The organism is Rossellomorea sp. SC111, assembly GCF_024733565.1.
Classification (GTDB): domain Bacteria; phylum Bacillota; class Bacilli; order Bacillales; family Bacillaceae_B; genus Rossellomorea.
Genome location: NZ_JANIOC010000004.1, coordinates 1 through 19,682, shown reverse-complemented (window position 1 = coordinate 19,682; position 19,682 = coordinate 1). Strand labels below are relative to the sequence as shown.

Below are 19,682 nucleotides of genomic sequence, written 5' to 3'. Positions count from 1 at the left end.
TGGGGTCTGGCACCTTATTATTTTAGCGTGGCAGTTGGAAATTAACCGTTTTCTCTCCAAATAGATACTCTTTTTCACCAAAGAAAGGACCGATCTCCATATCGAATTGTTTAAATAATTCAAATTCATCCTTTCGAAATAAAAACACAAAGTATCTGTCGGCTTCTTCACCTGCTTTAACCTTCTTTGGCTCAGAGGGTTCTGCAAACCCATTATTGCGAGTATAACCCCGGTCCTCATCAATTGTGACTTTGGCGGATAGATTGAATAAGTTTAATTCTGAATCAGTATTATTTTTGACTGTTGTTTTGACTGTCAGTGCGACCATTTCGTCCTCTCCAAACCTGGATTCATTCCCGGTTGTAGGGATAACTTCCGTGTATTGCACACCAACTAATTTGATGTCGACGGCGTCTTCGATTTTTTCTGTTTTATTGATATCATTCTTCTCGAAGATCATCTTCTTATCGGCAATATTATCTGTTGTCATGCTGTCCGGGTAAAATTGAGGTGCGCTTGCCGCTGCTTCAGCTTGTTCTCCGCTGTAAGTAAATTCAAAGATCTTCTCAGGCATGAATTCTCCGGAGCCTTTGAAATCCTTACTTTGAGAAGCACTGGATTCCAAAATGAATTTTGGTTTGACGTTTTTCATCATATTGTATTGTTCTTCAGTCATTTTATATGTAATTAGACCTGACGTCTTTTCTCCATCTTCATACATATTATTATTTCCGTCAATTCCAGACTCATAAGTCTTTGGTCTAAGACCTTTGCCTTCTTCAATGAAGTTTCTAGTATTGGACGGAACGTAGGTTAGCTCATCTTGAAGGCGGATATTGGTTGTCCCATTAAAATATACTGGTTTGCCAGATTGATTGTCTACGGTCATTAGGGCTGTAACGATGTACCCTGTGTTGGAACCATCAAAACGGTTGGCAGTAGATTGATCCATATCTGTTACCTTTGCGATCTGATACTCATCAACGGTTACTTTAAATCCGTTTTCGTCACTTTCAAATCCAGGGCTGCTATTGGTATACAGGATTTCTGCCTTACCGCCGGTCTCTTCTTCAATATATGGGTTCAAAACATCTCCATCGCTACTAGTTCCAGTATCTTCCTTCACATCTTCTTTAACATCCTTTTCTGTATCAGAAGATGTCTCTTCCATTTTTGGTTTTTCTTCTTCTTTTGTCTTTTTATCTTCCGTTGCCTTTTCACTATTTCCACAAGCTCCGAGTAAAAGGGCTGATAGAAGGATAGATGATAGAATCCAAGACTTGTTTACTGCCAACTAAACCACATCCTTTTTTTGTTATAACTACATACCTTCAATAATTATCCAATTTTGGTAATCTATAAACCTTTTTAGTAGTAAAATGTGGAATGTTTCTAATATAGCCTGTTTTATCCCCCCTCGCCGTGACCATTTGTACAAGCTATGAATATTTTACTAGTAAAGGAGGATACAAAATATGGCAAAAGCTAGTGATTATTTAATAGCATTGGATGATGGTCACGGTCTTGGGACAGCAGGTAAACGGACGCCTTATATTCCGTCGATTGGAAGGCAGATCCGGGAAAATGAGTTCAATGAGAAAGTTACCTTATATTTAAAATTGGAATTGGAGAGATGTGGATTCCGGACGCTGTTAACGGCTCCGACAGATGCAGATACTCCGCTTCAGGTGAGAACGGATATCGCGAATTCCATGGGGGCGGATGCATTGGTTTCCAACCATTATAATGCCTTCGATGGGAAGTTTGACGGCCCGGGGAAGGATGCAGAAGGCCATTCGCTCCATATATATTTCAATGATGCAAAGGATCGAAAACTTGCTGAGAATATCGCAAAGTACTTGAAGCAGGGCACGAAGCAGGTGTACCGGGGAATCATTGAGCAGAATCTTCATATGACGAGGGAGTTCAATGGGCCTGCGGTTCTTGTAGAGAACGGCTTCATGGATAATGAGAGGGAAGGGCTGCTCATGATCAATGAAGATTTTCAGCGTGAAACGGCAAGGGAGCAGGCACTGGGAGTGTGTGATTTCTTCGGGGTGTCCTATGTGGCTGCAGGTAACGGCGGAAACGTCGGATCACCTCCCGTTTCCGGTGGGACAAGCAGCGGGGATGTTGTCGGCAAGCGCGTTGAGAGTATTTATAAAGGAGCAGAAGGTCTTGACTTCTACAGCCGGCCGACCTTCGATGATACCTACCGTGCCGGAATATTGAAGTACGGGTATGGATTTCCAACGATTGTACGGAAGCTGAAGGTGGAAGGTGCCGATATGTATGAAGTCATAAACTCCAGGGGCTATGTGTTTTATGTGACGGCATCACCGAAATATGTGAAGGTGGAAGGAAGTGGACAGCAGGGGGGACCAGTCTCACCGCCACCTGCAACAGGAGGACCGATTGCCATTGGGGAAATCACCATCATTGGCGTCGCGAATGCCGCCATCATACAAGATCGTCCGGATCGCCTCGCATCAAAAGATCTGAGTACCATCAGAAAAGGACGGACCATCCCCGTCACGGGATCCGTCAGAGGGAAAAACAGCAGCTCAGGCTATTGGGAAGTCGTCTACAACGGAAGAAGAGCTTATATCACCGGGGAATTCGGACGTTACAAAGCCTATTAATCTATTTACACAGTGAAGGAGCCTTGCAATCAAGGCTCCTTCTTTGTGCACCCTGGCCCCATGTCCCTGTTGCATTCCGCCTCTATTTTTAATAAAGTATAGAGTTAGAGAGCAATTTGAAGGAGGACGTAACATTGTCGAATATCAAACCAGAAACGATGGTTGCCACTATAGAAGAGTTAGATCAAAAGGGTTCCGGACAGGCTGTAATTTGGCGTGAGAATGAACTGGGGAATCCGAAGAAGCTGAGGCTGACGATCCCCCAGACCCTGCTTGGGGAAAAGGTGAAAGTGACAGTCGACCAGCCGGACAGAAGAAAACGGAAAGCGATGGCGGATGAAATACTTGAGCCGAACCGAGAACGCATAGCTCCACCTTGCCCGCATTTTGAACGATGCGGCGGTTGTGTGTGGCAGCATTGGGACTATGAAGGTCAGCTGAAGCACAAGACGGATCACGTGAAAGAAGCTCTGAAGGAACAGGGCTTTGATCCCGAACTTGTCCGTGCCACGATGGGGATGGACAATCCTTGGCGTTACCGCAATAAAATGGAGTTTACCTTCTCACCGGAGGGAGCCCTCGGCTTGCATGAACAAGGGAATTTCCGAAAGATCATTTCTCTTGAAACGTGCCTGATCGCAAGTGAGGAGATGGTGGAAGCGACGATGGAAGTCGCTGATTGGGTGAAGGATCATCATTTACAAGGGTATGACAAAGACAAGCATGAAGGATTACTGCGCCACTTAATGGTCCGCCAATCATTTGCGACAGGCGAATTGATGCTTGCCTTATTCGCAACGGAAGCGCCGGACTCTCATCCGCAAGCCGTTCGGGACTTGGTCAAGCGTGTCGGCGAGAAATTCCCTCATGTAAAAAGCTTATTATGGCTGGAAAACACGGCATGGGCAGACCGTACTCAGGCGGAGGAGATCCATCTGTTGGACGGACGTGATTTCATCTATGACGAAATGGACGGCTACCGTTTCCGTCTTTGGTTTGATACGTTCTTCCAGACGAATCCGACCCAGGCACAGAAGCTCGTGGACCTGGCGATCGAAATGAGCCAGCCGAAAGAAACGGAAAAGATGATCGACCTTTTCTGTGGGGTAGGGACATTCTCCCTTCCATTCGCAAGCAGAGTAGGTGAGCTTGCAGGTATTGAAATCGTGGAAAGCTCCATCGAATCGGCGAAACGGAATGCTGATGATAATGGGATCTCAAATACTACATTCCTTGCGAAGGATGCACGGAAAGGAATCGACCAAATGCTCGAAACTTTTGGCCACCCGCAGCTGTTGATGCTGGATCCTCCGCGTTCCGGTGCAGGAGGGAAGGTGATGAGAAGGATCGGACGTGCGAAACCAGAGCGGATCGTGTACGTTTCATGCAACCCGGATACATTCGCGACGGATATTAAGGAGCTTGAGCCATTCGGCTACACCCTTGATGCAGTTCAACCTGTTGACCTGTTCCCTCATACAGTGCACGTGGAATGTGTCGCGACACTGACATTGAACTCATAATAGGAACTACTCATGTTCCCTTCGAAGAAATCCCTGACGCCAAACTCAGCGTCAGGGATTTTTCAATGCTGAGAGGGACGGACCTCCCATTAATGCTTCAACCATGAATTTTAGTCATGTATAGAGGTCCGTCCCTCATTTCTCACTTCAGTGCCCTGGATTTGTTCGGGATGTTGGTGAGATTCCATTTGGCACCGTCCCCTTTTGGGTCTGTGATACTGACGATTGGGGCGACTTTGATCATCCCGGATAGCGTGTTGCCATTATACTCGAAATCGAGGTAGCCGATGTTCCGGGCGATGTCCTCTCCCCAGAAGCCGTAGATTTCCTGGATCTTGGATTTTTGGATGGCGGGGTTAAAAAGGACCTCCAGCTTGTAGCGGGATTCCGGATTGACCCGGTCCACTTTGATTTGGAAGTTTCCTTTATCGTCCACTACCCCGGTGCTTTCCGTGACATATTCATCCGTTTCTTCTCCCTGCCAGTTGATGACCCTGGCGTAAGATTCCATTTCACCATAATCTTTGAGGCCAGCAAATATGATGCTGTCCTCTGGAAGATTGGATTTCCCTTCAACGATAAGTTCTTTTCCTTGAAGGGAGACGGTACCGCTCATTTCAATCCTGACCCCGGACGGAGCTTCTGGTTTTTGAGGAAGTTCCGTTGCCATTTCAACCCTGCATCCGGTCAGTACGGTGAGAATGGCAAAGAGAATAAATAGAAGTCGATTTCTCAATGGAATTCCTCCCTTGAGCGGTTTGTAAACGTGAATGGGTCATCAAACATGGACGAAGGTGGCGTCTGTTTGGAAAGGGGCTTTGCTTCTCCGACAGGGTGGTTATCTTCAAGCAGAACCTCTTTTAAGAATCTGGTCACTTCATTGATGCAAAAGATGGATATCGCAAAAAATAGTAGTGGTGTCAGCACCAACCACGTATGAAGAAAGACCATTTGAATATTGATGCTCATCGTCGCTGCCCATTCATTTGTATAAGAGAAGTATTCAGGTATGTGCTCCAAGATCCCGAACTCCGCTATCTTCAACCCTCCCAAACAGATATGCAGAACCCCGAGTTGAATGAGAAGGTATAAGGTCTGTGATATTTGCTCTGAAAACATGACAAGGGCATGACGGCTGAACTGTGGACGCAGGTGCCGCTTGATTATATAGTATTTCGATGCCCCGATTTGTCTCGATACACTAACGAAATCATTCTTTAAATACTCCTTCATTTCTTCCCCAATATACAAGCCGAGAGAAGGGATCACGATGATGGCGATCACGAATACTTCAATGACCAGAAACCTGAACGAAAACATTGCCTCTGCTTCAAAGGCAAGTTGCAGGGGAGTGAGGAGAACGAAAGCAATGATTGCAAGGGGGATGAAGTTGAATGTATCGCCGATTCCCTTAATCATCTGCCTGGCCCAATCAGGGAGAAAAGCATATATCATACCGAACGCGAACCCACCGGCCATGCGGAGGAGGGCGATGATCATAGCCGACAGCAGGGTATACTTCGCACCGGACAATAGTAAATAAAATAAATTCCGCCCGAGTTTGTCACTCCCCAGCGGCTTCATTTCCTCCATCGTATAAGGGGGATCCGCGATGATCTTCCCTGCATCATCCTTCAAATAAGGGGGGCCCGGTTCCAGTAGCTCCGGATAGACGGTGGGCACGATGAAGCTTGCTGAGATCAGAATCAGAAGAAAACCTAAAGGCAGCCAGAAGCGTGGTGATTTAAACACTCTCATGTACTGATCTCCTCTCCCGATAACCATTTCTTTAGAAAAACGGCTCCCAAAGTAAAAATAAGAAAAAACGGTATGTAAATCATCAGCATCCCGACGAAAAACGCACTTGGCGTATTCCTTGAAACATCGAGAAGTACATTCATAAATCCGTTGATATTAAAAAGGATTTCGATGATCAACAGATTTGAAAGCATCAAAAGAAAGATCGGTTTAATATGGAAATAAAAGTGTAGCCACACATTTCGAAATAAATGAACCCATATCGTATAGGCTTTTGAAAACCCCTTAGAATAAGAGTACTCCACATAAGGCTTTTCTTCTTCTTCTCGAAGCTGGAATAAGAAATGCTTTGTTAAAAAAGCAATCGGCATGATGGCAAGACAAATAATCGGAAGCAGATAGATCTTTTCATCGCCTAAAGTATAAATATCAAAAAGCAAAATATCCGTTTTCTTGAAAAACCAGACGATAAACAGCTGGATAATCACGATGATCATGACGTCGGGAAGGGAATCCAGTGAGTCGAGTAAACGGAAGCAGAAGCGATATACCCTCTTTGGCAGAAACATAAATAAATAGCTCAAAAGGGAAGACGTGAAGGCAGCCAGGAAAAAAGCCAGAACTAAAAGTGAGAATGAGTAACCGAACAATTGAAAAAATAGCGGGTAAAGCGGATAGCTTTTGTAGTCCATGGTATCCCCTACTTTGAAAATGAGAGAAGTGGGATGGAGCATTTCACGTCCGATTTCCTGAAGGGTTTGAAGATATTTCCCCAGCATGATGACTAATTCAGTATCGTATGCAAGCAGAGAACCTGCGCCGCTGAAAAGGAATAGACCGATACATGTAAGCAAGAACTGAATGGGTAGACCGACAACATTGAATCTTTTCAGTGGAAACACCCCCATTATCTTTTAGGTCAATTATAACGATTTGTTACAATAATTTCAAAATAATTTAAATTTTTACAATTGTGTTATTCTATCGGGTATTAGCTATTTGTATAGTAATCCCATCTCATGAAAAACCTATGGGTATGTATACATAGGAAAGGATGGTTGGATGAAAGACGAGCATTTATTGACCCAGACGGTAGCTCATCACCAAAAGAAAAAGCAGGAGAAAAGGGAAGGAATCAAGCTCAGCTGGTGGCAGCTTTCCCTGATTGGGATCGGATCAGTGATTGGGGCAGGGTTCTTTCTGGGGACAGGGTTATCCATCAAGACGGCCGGACCTTCCATACTCATCGATTACATCATCGCCGGATTGACGGCGTATTTCGTGTTTAGTGCCCTGGCGGAAATGATCACGAACGATCCACAAAAGGGGACGTTCCGAATTTACGCGAAGAAAGCATTCGGACATTCTTTCGGGTTTGTTTCAGGGTGGATGTACTGGCTATCAGGTATCCTGATCATGTCCAGTGAAATCGTGGCGTTATCGACGTTCACTCAGTTTTGGTTTCCAGAAGTCCCTTTATGGATCTTTTCCATTCTTTATGCCGTCCTCGGGTTTGGCATCAATCTTTTGGGGGCGAGCAACTTCGGCAAAATTGAATCGGTTTTTGCCGTAATCAAATTATCCACTTTGCTTATTTTTATTGTGTTCGGTGCTCTCCTGTTATTTCACATTATCACGCCTTCAGAGCTTGCGTCGGCCAAGGATGCAGGCATCTCACCTTTCATGCCTGAGGGAATAAAAGGAACCTGGGCGGCACTGATTTTTGTGTTTTTTTCATTCGGGGGAATTGCCGTTCTTGGAATTGCTTCCCATGAATTGCGGGACCAGAAAGATGTCCCTAAGGCAGGGAAGGGGACATTGTTTTCATTGGTGACGGTGTATGTTCTTTCCTTGTTTTTTGTCATGAGCATGGTGTCTTGGAGAAAGATCAATGAGTCAGAAAGCCCGTTTGTTACGGCGCTCTCGGCTTACCACATTCCGTTCCTTGATTCGATTTTCAATATCATCATTATCAGTGCGGCCTTTTCGACGATGGTAGGGGCCTTATTCTCTATCACGAACGTGATGATATCCCTGGCTGTTGATGGGGATGCACCGAAGGGATTCGCTGAAAAAAATGACCGGGGAGTGGCTGTGAAGTCCTTGATGATCACTGCGGTCGGGCTAGGGATATCAATTCTGTTTTCCTTCCTTTTGCCCAATGAAGTGTATGAATATATCACCACTGCAGCAGGAGTCATGCTGATCCTGAACTGGGGCATTATCCTTGTCTCCCACATTAAGCTCCATCCCTCCTATGACGCATCGAATGGGAAATTTAAGATGTTTGGTTACCCCTTTACTTCATATTCAGGGATCGCTCTGATACTCCTTGCGATTTCAGGTGCCATGGTCCACGTGAATCAACGAATCGGGTTGTTCATCTCACTGGGATTGATCCTTGTGATTTATCTGTCGTATTGGGGTGTTTTCCGCAGGGGCCATAAAGGACATTAGCGGAAAAGAAGGGTATAATGAAGGGGAGATAAAAGGGAACTTCACCAAAAAATCATAGAACAAAGTCTATGGTTTTTTGTTTTACTTAATGAAAAGGAGGAGAGGAAGACTATGGAAAAGCAAGCAGGCTGGAAACTTGAAACCAGTTATAGAAATCTTCCCGGAACATTTTTCACTCGTCAGGATCCGGAACCGGTGCGTGCACCTAAGCTGGTTGTTTTAAATGAGCAGGTTGCTGAGTCCCTGGGGCTCGATGTCGAAAGACTTGGAGCGGATGTACTATCGGGCAATGAAATCCCAGAAGGAGCCGATCCCCTTGCTCAAGCCTATGCCGGCCATCAGTTCGGACATTTCAATATGCTGGGTGACGGACGCGCTGTGCTGATTGGGGAGCAGATCACGCCAGGGGGAGAACGATTTGATATTCAGCTTAAAGGGGGAGGAAGAACCCCTTACTCCCGTGGAGGGGACGGTCGTGCTGGACTCGGTCCCATGCTCAGGGAGCACATCATCAGTGAAGCGATGCACGGACTCGGGATTCAAACGACCCGGAGTCTTGCTGTGGTCACTACAGGAGAACCCATCTACCGGGAAACGGAGCAGCAGGGTGCGATCCTGACCAGGGTGGCTGCCAGTCATCTCCGTGTCGGGACGTTCCAGTTCGCTTCAAGATTCGGTGGGGTGGATGATCTGCGTGCCCTTGCTGATTATGCCCTCGAGCGCCATTATCCAGATGGCCTTGATGCACCGAACCGTTATCTTTTCCTTCTGAAGGAAGTCATCAAACGCCAGGCTGCCCTTATCGCAAAGTGGCAGATGGTCGGTTTCATCCACGGTGTCATGAACACAGATAATATGACGATCAGCGGGGAAACGATTGATTACGGGCCATGTGCCTTCATGGATACGTATGACCCGAAAACGGTCTTCAGTTCCATCGATGCACAAGGAAGGTATGCATATGGGAATCAGCCGCCGATTGCTGGATGGAACCTCGCCCGCTTTGCCGAAAGCCTGCTTCCGATCCTCCATGAGGAACAGGAAGAATCCTTGAAACTTGCACAGGATGCGGTACTTGAATTCCCTGAGTTGTACGAGGGTCATTGGCTGAGTGGCATGAGGGCGAAACTGGGATTATTCAATAGTGAAGAAGGAGATCGTTCCCTTGCTGAAGAACTGCTGGATCTCATGAATAGGCATCAGGCAGACTTTACGAATACATTCCGGAGCCTGACACTGGGGCGTGAAGAATCAGACTTGTTCAAGACTCCTGATTTTGCGGTTTGGAAAGAACGATGGAAGGAAAGGTTAGGGAGACAGGACGAGACGATGGAAGCTTCCCAACAGCGGATGCGCACGAGCAATCCGTCGGTCATCCCGCGCAACCACAGGGTCGAAGAAGCGCTCAAGGCAGCAGTCGAAGAGGATGATCTCACTGTCATGAACGACTTGCTTGCGGTTCTGAAAGATCCGTACGCTTACTCTGCAAAACAGGAAGAGTACTGCACACTTCCAAGTCCGTCTAACCGTCCGTATCGTACCTATTGTGGAACGTAAAGAAGTGGGTTTTCGGCAACACTGGAAAAAAAACGGAAAGGCGGGACACACATGAAGGCTGTTCAAGTTACGGGGTATGGGGATGTCGACATGCTCGAAGTAGTGGATATTCGAATTCCGACCCCAAAAAAGGGAGAGGTCCTTGTCAAAGTAAAAGCATGTGCCATCAACAATACTGAAATCTGGATGAGAGAAGGCGCCTATGGAACGGAAGAAAAGTCTGGCTGGCGTCCTGAAGGTGTGCAGTTCCCACGGATTCCCGGTTCGGATATCACCGGTGAAATAGTAGAAGTGGGTGCCGATGTTTCTGAAACCTTGTTGGGGAAATCTGTTGTCCTTTTCCCATTCACATCAAGTGGTGCGGAAGGAAGCGAACATATATCAGATGATATGTCATTCATCGGCTCCGAATATGACGGGGGATATGCTGAATACGTCGCCTGGCCATCGGAACTCTGTTATGACATGCCTCTCTCCGCGTATGAAGAAAGTGCCGTGTTTTCCGTCAGCGGTTTGACGGCATGGCATATGGTGGAACAGATCCAGGCTCAGCCTTCGGAAACGATCGTCATCACCGGTGCCAATGGCGGTGTGGGATCATTGAATGTTCAAATTGCATCCAAGGTTTTCGGATCAAAGGTCATTGCCCTAGTGGGGGACTTGGCTTTAGAAGACAAGATGAAAGAGCTCGGTGCCACTCACGTCTTGTCCTATAAGTCACCAAACCTTGCCGAGGAAATCGTTGAGGTAAATGGAGGTCCGGTCGATTCCGTGTTGGATGTAGTAGGGGATGCACTGTTCGAAACATCCCTTGAAGTCTTGAAAAAAGGCGGTAAATTCTGTATATCAGGGTCAGCCGGTGGTCAGAAAACGCAACTCGACTTCAGAACCCTTTATTTAAAGCATATCACGTTCTATGGTTCGGTCTTGGGAACAAGAGAAGAGTTCAAACGGATGCTTGATGCGATCTCCGAAGGGAAAATCAAGCCGGTCATTGACCGGACGTTCCCACTGGAACAAGCGGGTGAAGCACAAACCTATTTTAAACATTCAGGAAAACTGGGAAAGATCGTCCTACTTCCATGACAGACATGCTATGAAGCTCGGAGTCATATGTGACTCCGGGCTTTTTTTGCATGTGTTAAAGGATTGAACGGTGGTTAAGCCGAACTATACATATATAGACTTTAAAGGGGGCGGTTCATGATGAAAAAGACTACCGAACGACATCCATTTAAAAGAGGACTAAAATCGTAAAGGGGTTTTATATGTGAAACAGGCATTACTAGTCATTGATGTGCAGCAGGAATTAGTGGAAGGAAACGAGAATGAGCAAGCTGTCTTTCAAAAAGAAGAACTGATCGAGACAATAAACAGCGTGATCATGCAAGCAAAGGAAGCGGACGCCCACATCGTCTTCATCAGGGATAAAGACGTCGCTGGCGGTACCGGAGAAGGGTTTCAGGTGCATCGGGACCTTGAGATTCCGGATCATGCAGCGGTATTTGATAAGCTTGCCACCAATTCGTTTTACGGGACGCCGTTACTCTCATTCTTAAAAGAAAAAGAGGTGGGGCATCTCGTGATGGCGGGCTGTCAGACAGAGCACTGCATCGACACGGCTGTCCGTTATGCGACGGTCAGCGGATTCGATGTCACCCTGGTGGCTGACGGCCATTCCACCAAGGACTCTCAAGCCTTGAAGGCGGAGCAAATCATCGCCCATCATAATGTTGCTTTAAGGGGACATTACAATGTGGATCACTTCTCGGATGTGAGGCCATCCAATGAAGAACTGTTCCAGCCGAAGCATGATGAGTATCGGAAAGAATATGGAATGTAAAAAAGTACGAGCCCACTTCATTTGATGAAGTGGGCTTTATTATTTCTGAAACAAGCACTGTTTGACAATCAATATCCTTCCAGTTAAAATATGAATGTATTCATAAATGAACGCGTTCATATTTTGTGATCAAAGGAGCAGTGACTATGGCAGGATTACGTGAAGATAAGAAACGGCAAACCCAGCTGAACATCATGGAATCAGCGAAGAACATTTTCTCTCAAAAGGGATTCGAAACGGCTTCCATGGCAGAGATTGCGAAGGATGCAGGTGTGGGGACCGGGACCATCTACAATTATTTTCCATCTAAGGGGGCTTTGCTGCTGCGGATTTTCACAGAAGAAGCGGGGGGGATGAAAGAAGCGCTTCAAGATCCGTTTTCCTCAGATGAGAGTGGAGATCTGGTAGAAAGTGTGATTGGGGCCATGCAGGGATTTGCAGAATTTTTTCAGCATTATCCGAAAGCTTTTTGGCGCGAGTTGTTTCACGTGATGACGGGAGAAGTGGAAGAGAGCATCCGGTTGAGACAGGGGTTATTCGGCATTGATGAAGAGATGATGAAGTGGGTCATGTATATGATTGAAAGCCATTCAGATTGCTTTGCCGTAGAGATTGATCCAGAAGAAGCGGCTTACGCCATCTATAGTGCAGCCATGTCCGATACGATGTTCTACATGTATAACGAAGAAATGGATCTTGAAGCTTATAAGGAACAACTATCGAGGCACATACGATTTTTATTTGCAGGGAAAATAAAACCGGGAAAGAAGGAATGAACATGAGCACCTTGAGCATCAATGGAGTTCATAAAACCTATCAAAGCGGCCAAACCACCTTTCATGCACTGACGGATATTCATGTAGAGGTGGAGGAGGGTGAGATAGTCGTCATCCTCGGTCCATCGGGTTCAGGGAAGTCCACGTTGTTGAATGCCATTGGCGGCATTGATGCAATTGATTCCGGGACCATTGAGGTCAATAAGAAAGATATCGGCCGATTGAGTGATCGAGACCTTGTGGATTATAGAAGGGAAGACGTTGGCTTTGTCTTTCAAATGTATAATCTGATCCCGAATTTAACGGTCTATGAAAATATTGAATTGACGGCGAATATCAGTCGGGAGGCATTGTCTATTCCGGAAGTGATTCATGCTGTTGGATTGTCGGGGATGGAGGATCGCTTTCCTCGTGAATTAAGCGGAGGACAGCAGCAACGCGTTTCGATCGCCCGTGCCGTCGTGAAGGCTCCGAAACTATTATTATGTGACGAACCGACTGGAGCATTGGATTCAGTCACATCGAAAGAAATTCTGCAGTTGATCGAGAAAGTGAATAAAGAATTTAACACGACAGTCCTTATCATCACCCATAACCAAGCAATCAAAAGCATGGCGAACCGGATCATCACACTGAAAGATGGGAAGGTTGAATCCGACTTTGTCAATGAACATCAAACCTCAGCTGAAGGGGTTGAGTGGTGATGCCTCTTCGGAAAAAGCTTTTTCGGACCATAATGGAAAAAAAAGCGCAGTTTTTTTCTGCGTGGTTTCTGATTGTCATCAGCTCGATCGTATTTTACGCATTCACAGCAGCCGGAGCAAATCTCATTGATAATTTACAGATGTTTTTTAACGAGAATAAAGTAGAAGATGCTCAGTTCATGACACAACAGCCTTTGAAGGATATCGAAGAAATGGAAAAGGAGAGTGGGGCAGAGATCGAGCAAAGGGTTGCAACCGATCTTCCATATAATAAAGATTCGACTCTCAGGTTGTTGGATGAACCGGATGAAATCAATCTTCCCACTGTGGTGGAAGGGGAAACCCTGTCTTCGGACCGCGATATATTAGTGGATAAAGGCTTCGCCAAAGCCCATGATGTGGCGATTGGAAACGAGGTTGAACTGGGAGGGGAAACGTTCCATGTTACAGGATACATGGCGATTCCGGACTACATCTATCCATTAAAGGATGAATCTGGCTTCCTGAAAAATCCTGATGCATTCGGTGTCGCCGTCGTGAAACCATCTGTATTTTCAAAGTGGGAAAATCACCGCATTTACTATAGTGTACGTCTATCGGATGCTTCCCCGGAAGAATTGAAAAAGCAAATCAATCAATCGAATCAAATCATCAAATGGACAGATAAAAAAGATAATAATCGCATTTCCTTCATCAAAGGGGATATTGCTGGTGTCAAAAAGATGGGACAATTTCTTCCGATAGGTATTCTGTTCATTAGTATGGTGATCATTCTTATATTATTGTGGCGCTTAATGAAGAAAGAATATGTACAGATCGGTACATTGTATGCCCTCGGATACAGGAAAAGGGAAATTATCCGTCATTATCTTTCTTATGCCGGAATTCTTGCCACCACAGGAAGCATGGTCGGTACAATCCTTGGCTGGGTATTCCTGCATCCCTTGCTATCCACTTTCTCGGCTTATTATAATCTGCCCGTACTGGATGTGAAACTGCATGTGGGATATTTACTTGTGAGCATTTTTCTGCCACTTGTACTGTTCATCCCGTTCACCTACTACTTGGTTCACCGTGTCTTGAAGATCCCGCCGGTGAGTTTGATAAAAGGTGGGGAACGAAAGGTTAAAGTGAGCAGGCTGGAGCGGATGTTTAAAATGAAGAAACTGCCGTTCCGCCGGAAATTTGTAATCAGGGAAATCATGAGAAACCTTCCCAGGGCACTGTTTTTGATCATAGGTGTGATGTTTGCGACATTATTATTGTTGTTCGGGTTCGTCACCAAGAATTCGATGGAGTACCTGGTGACCGATAATTTTCAACAAGTATACGACTATGAGTATAGCTATCTATTCAATGCTCCACAGACTATAGAGCCCGAATCGGGACAGGTCGGATCCGTTGCACCATTTACCACAGATGAGGAGAGCGTCATGATCACTGGCCTGAAGCCGGATAATACAGCCATTCAATTGCAGGACGCAAGCGGAGAAAGGCTAACATTCGATTCAGTGGTCATGAATAAATCACTCTCAGATAAATTAGGGATCCAAGAGGGGGATTCGATTCATGTGACAAATGAATTGACGGACCAATCCTTTACGCTCACCATTGATCACATCGCTGAATCCTATCTCGGAAATATGATCTATATGCCACTCGATGAATTCAACCGATTAAATGATTATCCTTCGGGAAGTTATACGGAAATTTATACAAACAAAGAACTCAACTTGCCGGAAGATCAGATTGTCTCGGAGACAAAATCATCCGATACGATTGACGGTTTCAAGGAAATGATTAAGCCGTTGAACTATGGTGTGGCAGCGATTGCCCTTGTTGCCGCCATCATTGCGGTCATCATCATCTATATATTGATCTCATTATTAATTGAGGAAAATTCATTCAAAATTTCACTCATGAAAGTCATCGGCTATCGGGAGAAGTCGATCATGAACATGATGATCGGCTATAATATTTGGTTTATCATCCTTGGGTATGTAATAGGCGTTCCTGTGACTGTTTTCTCGATTTCAGCCTTTATGAATTCGATCACTTCAGAAATGAATGTGACGATTCCTGTCACGCTGGATTGGATGAGTGTCCTCATCAGTTTTAGTATCATCATCATTTCGTATTATGTATCACTGTGGCTGAATCATCGGAAATTAAAAGGGATTTCAATGAAAGAAGCGATTAACCGGAGTACGGAATAGAAACTGTGGTTTGACGTTAAACTGATAAAAGGGTACGTGGCATTAAGGTGCCGCGTACCCTTTTATCTATCATTCGATTCCTTGACAAACCGGACAATAATACAGCCTTCTTGACGCGGCCACCGTCTTTTCGATTTCGCTTCCACAGATGAAGCAAGATTCCCCTTCCCGGTTAAAGACCCAGTGACGGTAGCGGGAACGCTTTACTCCTTGGTCTTTCAGTTTCTGCGCAAGGTCGGGATCATTCGTGATACCTCCAGTTTCATACGATTGCTTAACTAAACTCATGACCGCATGGGCTGCTTTGTTTAATTGATCCTCTGTACAGTCGACAGGCCTGAGGGAAGGATGTATACCGGCAACAAACAAAATTTCAGATCGCAAATAATTACCGATTCCGGCGACAAATGCTTGATCAAGCAATAATATCGCCCATTTGCGGTTTCGGAATCGTTTGTCCTTCATCCGCCCCACCAGCTCATCTACGGATACCTCTTCGCTTAAAAGGTCTGGACCGACTTTAGAGATGAATGGGTGTGATGGCACCTCTTCATCTCTGAGAACCTCGATATCCGACGCACTATAGAGAAAGGCGGATTTTTTCTCGTTATGAAGGGCCAATCGGAGTTGGCGATTTGTTTTCGGATAATTGTAGGTGTTCCTGATATACCATTTTCCGTAAAGTTGATTGTGGGAGTAGATGGTATATCCATTGTCAAAGCGGATGAGCATGGCTTTTCCTTTCGTATCGACTCTTGTCACGATAGACCCCTTCAGCAGATCTTCATAGTCTTCTAAATGAGGGAAGGCAAAATAAACATCTTCCACCGTATTATTTTTAAGAGCACGCTCAACGTTATCGGCTGCTCTTCTGATTTCGGGACCTTCTGGCATGGCAGTTTCTCCTTTTTTACTATAGTTGTTCCCTTTTTATTCCTTCGTGTAACCATTGGATGGGCTCGGCTACCCATCAGTTTCATGGTCTTGACATTATTCCGATATATTGATAGAGTTTTAAAAAAATATTTTCTTATCCAGAGAGGTGGAGGGACTGGCCCTTTGAAGCCTCAGCAACAGGTCTTTGAAGATACTGTGCTAATTCCAGCGGGTGATTCAAACCCTGATAGATAGGAGCAATCTTTTATTTGTCGGTGACGCACTCGTTCAGGGTGCGTTTTTTGTTTGTTCACCCATTCCTCAATCAACTTAAAAGGAAGGGTGTTTGTATGGAAAACAGAGCACAGGGTTTCAAAAGAAAGATGAAGACACGGCATTTAGTGATGCTGTCTCTTGGAGGGGTGATCGGAACCGGGCTTTTCTTAAGTTCGGGGTATACCATTCATCAGGCTGGACCGTTTGGGACGATCCTTGCTTATTTGATCGGGGCCCTGGTGGTGTATCTAGTGATGCTGTGTTTAGGCGAGCTGTCTGTCCATATGCCGGAGACCGGATCCTTTCATAGTTATGCTGCAAAATTCATTGGTCCGGGGACCGGTTACACGGTGGGCTGGTTATATTGGCTGACATGGACGGTGGCATTGGGGTCGGAGTTCACGGCGGCAGGCTTGATGATGCAGCGGTGGTTCCCTTCGATTAGTGTATGGATTTGGAGCGCGGTCTTCGCTGCGTTGATTTTTTTCTTTAATGCATTGTCAGTGCGTTTTTTTGCTGAATCTGAATTTTGGTTTTCTTTAGTGAAAGTGATTGCGATTGTGGCGTTTATTGTGATCGGGGCAGGGGCGATCGTCGGGTTCATCCCTCTCGGTCATTCAGAGCCCGCTCCATTTTTCTCGAATATCTCCAATTCAGGGTTATTTCCGAACGGGGCATTTGCCATCTTGATGACCATGCTTGCCGTCAATTTTGCTTTTTCAGGAACAGAATTAATCGGGGTAGCGGCGGGAGAAACAGAGAATCCATCAACATCGATTCCTAAAGCCATCCGCACTACGCTTGTGAGATTGATCCTCTTTTATGTAGGGACGATTGTCGTATTATCGGCATTATTACCGAGCCAGTCAGCGGGTGTGTTGGAAAGCCCTTTTGTCGCAGTGCTTGGGCGGATTGGAATTCCTTATGCAGCCGATTTAATGAATTTTGTCATCATCACGGCTATCTTATCAGCGGCAAATTCAGGTTTGTATGCTTCTTCCAGAATGCTATGGTCGCTGGCAGATAAGCAAACCATCTCACCGATTTTTGCCAAAGTGACTGATAGGGGAGTACCTATTAATGCGATGATATGCAGCATGCTTGGAGGGGGACTTGCCCTGCTTTCAAGCATCATTGCACCGGGGACCGTCTATATCGTATTGGTTTCGGTCTCAGGTCTAGCGGTAGTCATCGTGTGGATGAGCATTAGTGCTGCCCAGTTTCTATTTCGAAGACAGTACTTAAGAGAAGGAAACGATGTGAAAGACCTGGCTTATCGGACGCCGTTATATCCAGTCGTTCCGATTGCGTCATTCCTGCTTTGTCTCGCTTCCTGTATCGGCATTGCTTTTGATCCCACTCAGAGGATCGCCCTATATTGTGGAATCCCGTTTATCGCCTTTTGCTATGGAAGCTATTATCTAACACAATATATGAAGAAAAGAGGAAAAGATTATGTCGAATCAACTGAAGCTGAATCCCATTGAAGCGATTTTACAAGCACATTCCCTGATTATTTTGGATGGAGCATTGGCCACAGAGCTGGAGTCACACGGCTGTGATTTGAACGATCCCCTTTGGTCTGCCCGTGTCCTCCTTGAAAAACCGGAAGCGATTGAGAAGGTTCATGCTGATTATTTCCGTGCAGGAGCCGATTGTGCGATTACAGCCAGCTACCAGGCAACGGTGGATGGTTTTCGAAAGCGTGGAATAGAGAAACCGGAAGCGCTGGAATTAATCAAGAAAACAGTTGCTCTTGCCAAGCAGGCCCGGGATGACTTCTGGGAGGAAGAGAAGGGAAATAAGAATCGTCCGAAACCAATCGTCGCCGGTTCTGTAGGACCTTACGGGGCATACCTGGCAGACGGCTCTGAATATGTGGGAAACTATGGGGTAAGTGATCAACAGCTAGTAGATTTCCATTTTCCGAGGATCAAGGCATTAGTGGAGGCGGGTGCTGATGTGCTGGCATTTGAAACCATCCCATCCTTGCAGGAAGCAAAAGTCCTCGCTTCGCTTTTAAAAGAATTTCCGGAAACTTGCGCCTGGTTGTCTTTTTCTTTAAAGGATGGAGAGACGATAAGTGATGGCACGGGGATGGAGGAGTGCGCGCGGGTGTTCAATGATAATGAACAGATCGCTGCGATTGGTGTGAATTGTACACCGATTCCTGCGGCCAAGCAGGTGATGAGCGTATTATGCAGACACACTGACAAACCAATCATCGTGTACCCGAACTCAGGTGAGACTTACGATGCGGGGACTAAAACGTGGCATGGGGAGGAAGCGCGTTGTGCGTTTGATGAGGATTCAGTAGTTTTGTACGAAGCAGGTGCCCGTATCATTGGTGGTTGCTGCCGGACAGATCCCGGGGATATTGAGGCGTTGGCGAAGAGGTGGAGGTAGTCCATGCATTTACATACAAAAAGCCCAAGAGATGTATCACTTGGGCTTTTTGTAAGATTATCGATACTATTATTGAATAGAAAACGTCTCTTTCATCAGTAAGTCCTCAGGAGATTTCCCGATTTGATCTTGATGGAAGTAATCCCGTATGACACCATCCTTTAAATAGTTGACGATTGAGATCATCGTCATGCCTTGATCTAAAGCGAGGTAGGCGTTTGTTACTTCTCCTGTTTCCACATTGACTGAATCAAGGAATCCGTATTTTCCGTACATGTCGAAACGTTTCAACGCCTGGATGTTTTTGAACGCTTCCATTGGGGCGTACTCCAGTGCAAGGAATGTGGCATGAGGTGTGACAGTGCCATCTGACTTATAACCGTCCATCCCGAGAGGTGTAGCGGCAAATTCAGAATAACTATCCGGTGTGGCTGCAGGTGACATGCCCCAGGCTGCATATCCCTGATCTTTCGCATATTGAATCTGGATGTCGACATGACGCTTGTTGTTCAAGCCAAGTGCATTTTTTCCCAGTTCTCTTTCCTTCAGTACCAGCTGTGGCATCAATGCTTCAAACATGCTACCTCCCCAGCTTGGTACATATTTAGTGCCCTTGTAGCTGTAATGTCCTTCGAAGACCTCTACACC

General features: G+C 45.8%; 17 protein-coding genes and 1 riboswitch. Of the genes, 11 read left to right on the top strand and 6 right to left on the bottom strand.

From position 1 onward, the window contains the following. Positions 1 to 22: 22 nt before the first annotated feature. On the bottom strand, positions 23 to 1,294 hold the full coding sequence (locus tag NQ095_RS05675) for a DUF5068 domain-containing protein (protein WP_258262519.1): 1,272 nt from the start codon (positions 1,292 to 1,294) through the stop codon (positions 23 to 25). 181 nt (positions 1,295 to 1,475) lie between these two features. Here NQ095_RS05675 and NQ095_RS05670 point away from each other — a divergent pair, with 181 nt between their 5' ends. Next, positions 1,476 to 2,642, top strand: a complete 1,167-nt coding sequence (locus tag NQ095_RS05670; RefSeq protein ID WP_258262518.1) for an N-acetylmuramoyl-L-alanine amidase family protein — start codon at positions 1,476 to 1,478, stop codon at positions 2,640 to 2,642. A 158-nt stretch (positions 2,643 to 2,800) separates the two neighbouring features. Further along, on the top strand, positions 2,801 to 4,165 hold the full coding sequence (gene rlmD, locus NQ095_RS05665) for a 23S rRNA (uracil(1939)-C(5))-methyltransferase RlmD (protein ID WP_375162816.1): 1,365 nt from the start codon (positions 2,801 to 2,803) through the stop codon (positions 4,163 to 4,165). A gap of 142 nt (positions 4,166 to 4,307) precedes the next feature. Here rlmD and NQ095_RS05660 read toward each other — a convergent pair whose 3' ends face one another. Genes NQ095_RS05660 through NQ095_RS05650 form a run of 3 tightly spaced genes read right to left on the bottom strand, consistent with a single transcriptional unit; the run spans position 4,308 to position 6,777 of the window. After that, positions 4,308 to 4,901: a hypothetical protein gene (locus NQ095_RS05660; RefSeq protein ID WP_258262516.1), complete on the bottom strand. Its 594-nt coding sequence runs from the start codon at positions 4,899 to 4,901 to the stop codon at positions 4,308 to 4,310. Further along, positions 4,898 to 5,923 (bottom strand): ABC transporter permease subunit, encoded by a 1,026-nt coding sequence (locus NQ095_RS05655; RefSeq protein WP_258262515.1) that lies wholly within the window; start codon positions 5,921 to 5,923, stop codon positions 4,898 to 4,900. Before NQ095_RS05655 ends, NQ095_RS05660 begins: the two co-directional genes overlap by 4 nt. Continuing rightward, positions 5,920 to 6,777 (bottom strand): ABC transporter permease subunit, encoded by an 858-nt coding sequence (locus NQ095_RS05650; RefSeq protein ID WP_258262514.1) that lies wholly within the window; start codon positions 6,775 to 6,777, stop codon positions 5,920 to 5,922. Before NQ095_RS05650 ends, NQ095_RS05655 begins: the two co-directional genes overlap by 4 nt. Before the next feature lie 208 nt (positions 6,778 to 6,985). On the opposite strand from NQ095_RS05650, the gene NQ095_RS05645 reads away from it, so the two are divergent. From NQ095_RS05645 to NQ095_RS05615, 7 genes are all read left to right on the top strand, one after another. Next, positions 6,986 to 8,380, top strand: a complete 1,395-nt coding sequence (locus NQ095_RS05645) for an amino acid permease (RefSeq protein ID WP_258262513.1) — start codon at positions 6,986 to 6,988, stop codon at positions 8,378 to 8,380. Between the two features lie 111 nt (positions 8,381 to 8,491). Next, entirely contained in the window at positions 8,492 to 9,937 is a 1,446-nt protein-coding gene (locus NQ095_RS05640; RefSeq protein ID WP_258262512.1) for a protein adenylyltransferase SelO, read from the top strand. Between the two features lie 51 nt (positions 9,938 to 9,988). Further along, positions 9,989 to 11,023 (top strand): zinc-binding dehydrogenase, encoded by a 1,035-nt coding sequence (locus NQ095_RS05635; protein ID WP_258262511.1) that lies wholly within the window; start codon positions 9,989 to 9,991, stop codon positions 11,021 to 11,023. Positions 11,024 to 11,207: 184 nt separating this feature from the next. After that, positions 11,208 to 11,780 (top strand): cysteine hydrolase family protein, encoded by a 573-nt coding sequence (locus tag NQ095_RS05630; RefSeq protein WP_258262510.1) that lies wholly within the window; start codon positions 11,208 to 11,210, stop codon positions 11,778 to 11,780. Positions 11,781 to 11,926: 146 nt separating this feature from the next. Continuing rightward, positions 11,927 to 12,556, top strand: coding sequence for a TetR/AcrR family transcriptional regulator (locus tag NQ095_RS05625; RefSeq protein ID WP_258262509.1), 630 nt, complete (start codon positions 11,927 to 11,929; stop codon positions 12,554 to 12,556). Positions 12,557 to 12,558: 2 nt separating this feature from the next. Further along, positions 12,559 to 13,260, top strand: coding sequence for an ABC transporter ATP-binding protein (locus NQ095_RS05620; RefSeq protein ID WP_258262508.1), 702 nt, complete (start codon positions 12,559 to 12,561; stop codon positions 13,258 to 13,260). Positions 13,261 to 13,292: 32 nt separating this feature from the next. Then, complete coding sequence (locus NQ095_RS05615) at positions 13,293 to 15,476, top strand: ABC transporter permease (protein WP_258262507.1); 2,184 nt, start codon at positions 13,293 to 13,295, stop codon at positions 15,474 to 15,476. 69 nt (positions 15,477 to 15,545) lie between these two features. Here the strand turns inward: NQ095_RS05615 and nei are convergent, their stop codons facing one another. After that, positions 15,546 to 16,370: an endonuclease VIII gene (gene nei, locus NQ095_RS05610; protein ID WP_258262506.1), complete on the bottom strand. Its 825-nt coding sequence runs from the start codon at positions 16,368 to 16,370 to the stop codon at positions 15,546 to 15,548. Positions 16,371 to 16,503: 133 nt separating this feature from the next. Beyond that, positions 16,504 to 16,610, top strand: a riboswitch (SAM riboswitch). A gap of 92 nt (positions 16,611 to 16,702) precedes the next feature. On the opposite strand from nei, the gene mmuP reads away from it, so the two are divergent. Together mmuP and mmuM are read left to right on the top strand one after the other, a co-directional pair. Continuing rightward, positions 16,703 to 18,115, top strand: a complete 1,413-nt coding sequence (gene mmuP / locus NQ095_RS05605; RefSeq protein WP_258262505.1) for an S-methylmethionine permease — start codon at positions 16,703 to 16,705, stop codon at positions 18,113 to 18,115. Then, positions 18,084 to 19,034 carry a homocysteine S-methyltransferase gene (mmuM, locus tag NQ095_RS05600; protein WP_258262504.1) on the top strand — a complete coding sequence of 317 codons (951 nt, stop codon included), beginning with the start codon at positions 18,084 to 18,086 and terminating at the stop codon, positions 19,032 to 19,034. The genes mmuP and mmuM overlap by 32 nt, the downstream gene beginning before the upstream one ends. 69 nt (positions 19,035 to 19,103) lie before the next feature. Here the strand turns inward: mmuM and NQ095_RS05595 are convergent. After that, positions 19,104 to 19,682, bottom strand: a 579-nt coding sequence (locus NQ095_RS05595) for a glucoamylase family protein (RefSeq protein WP_309137615.1), incomplete at its 5' end; no start/stop codon positions are given.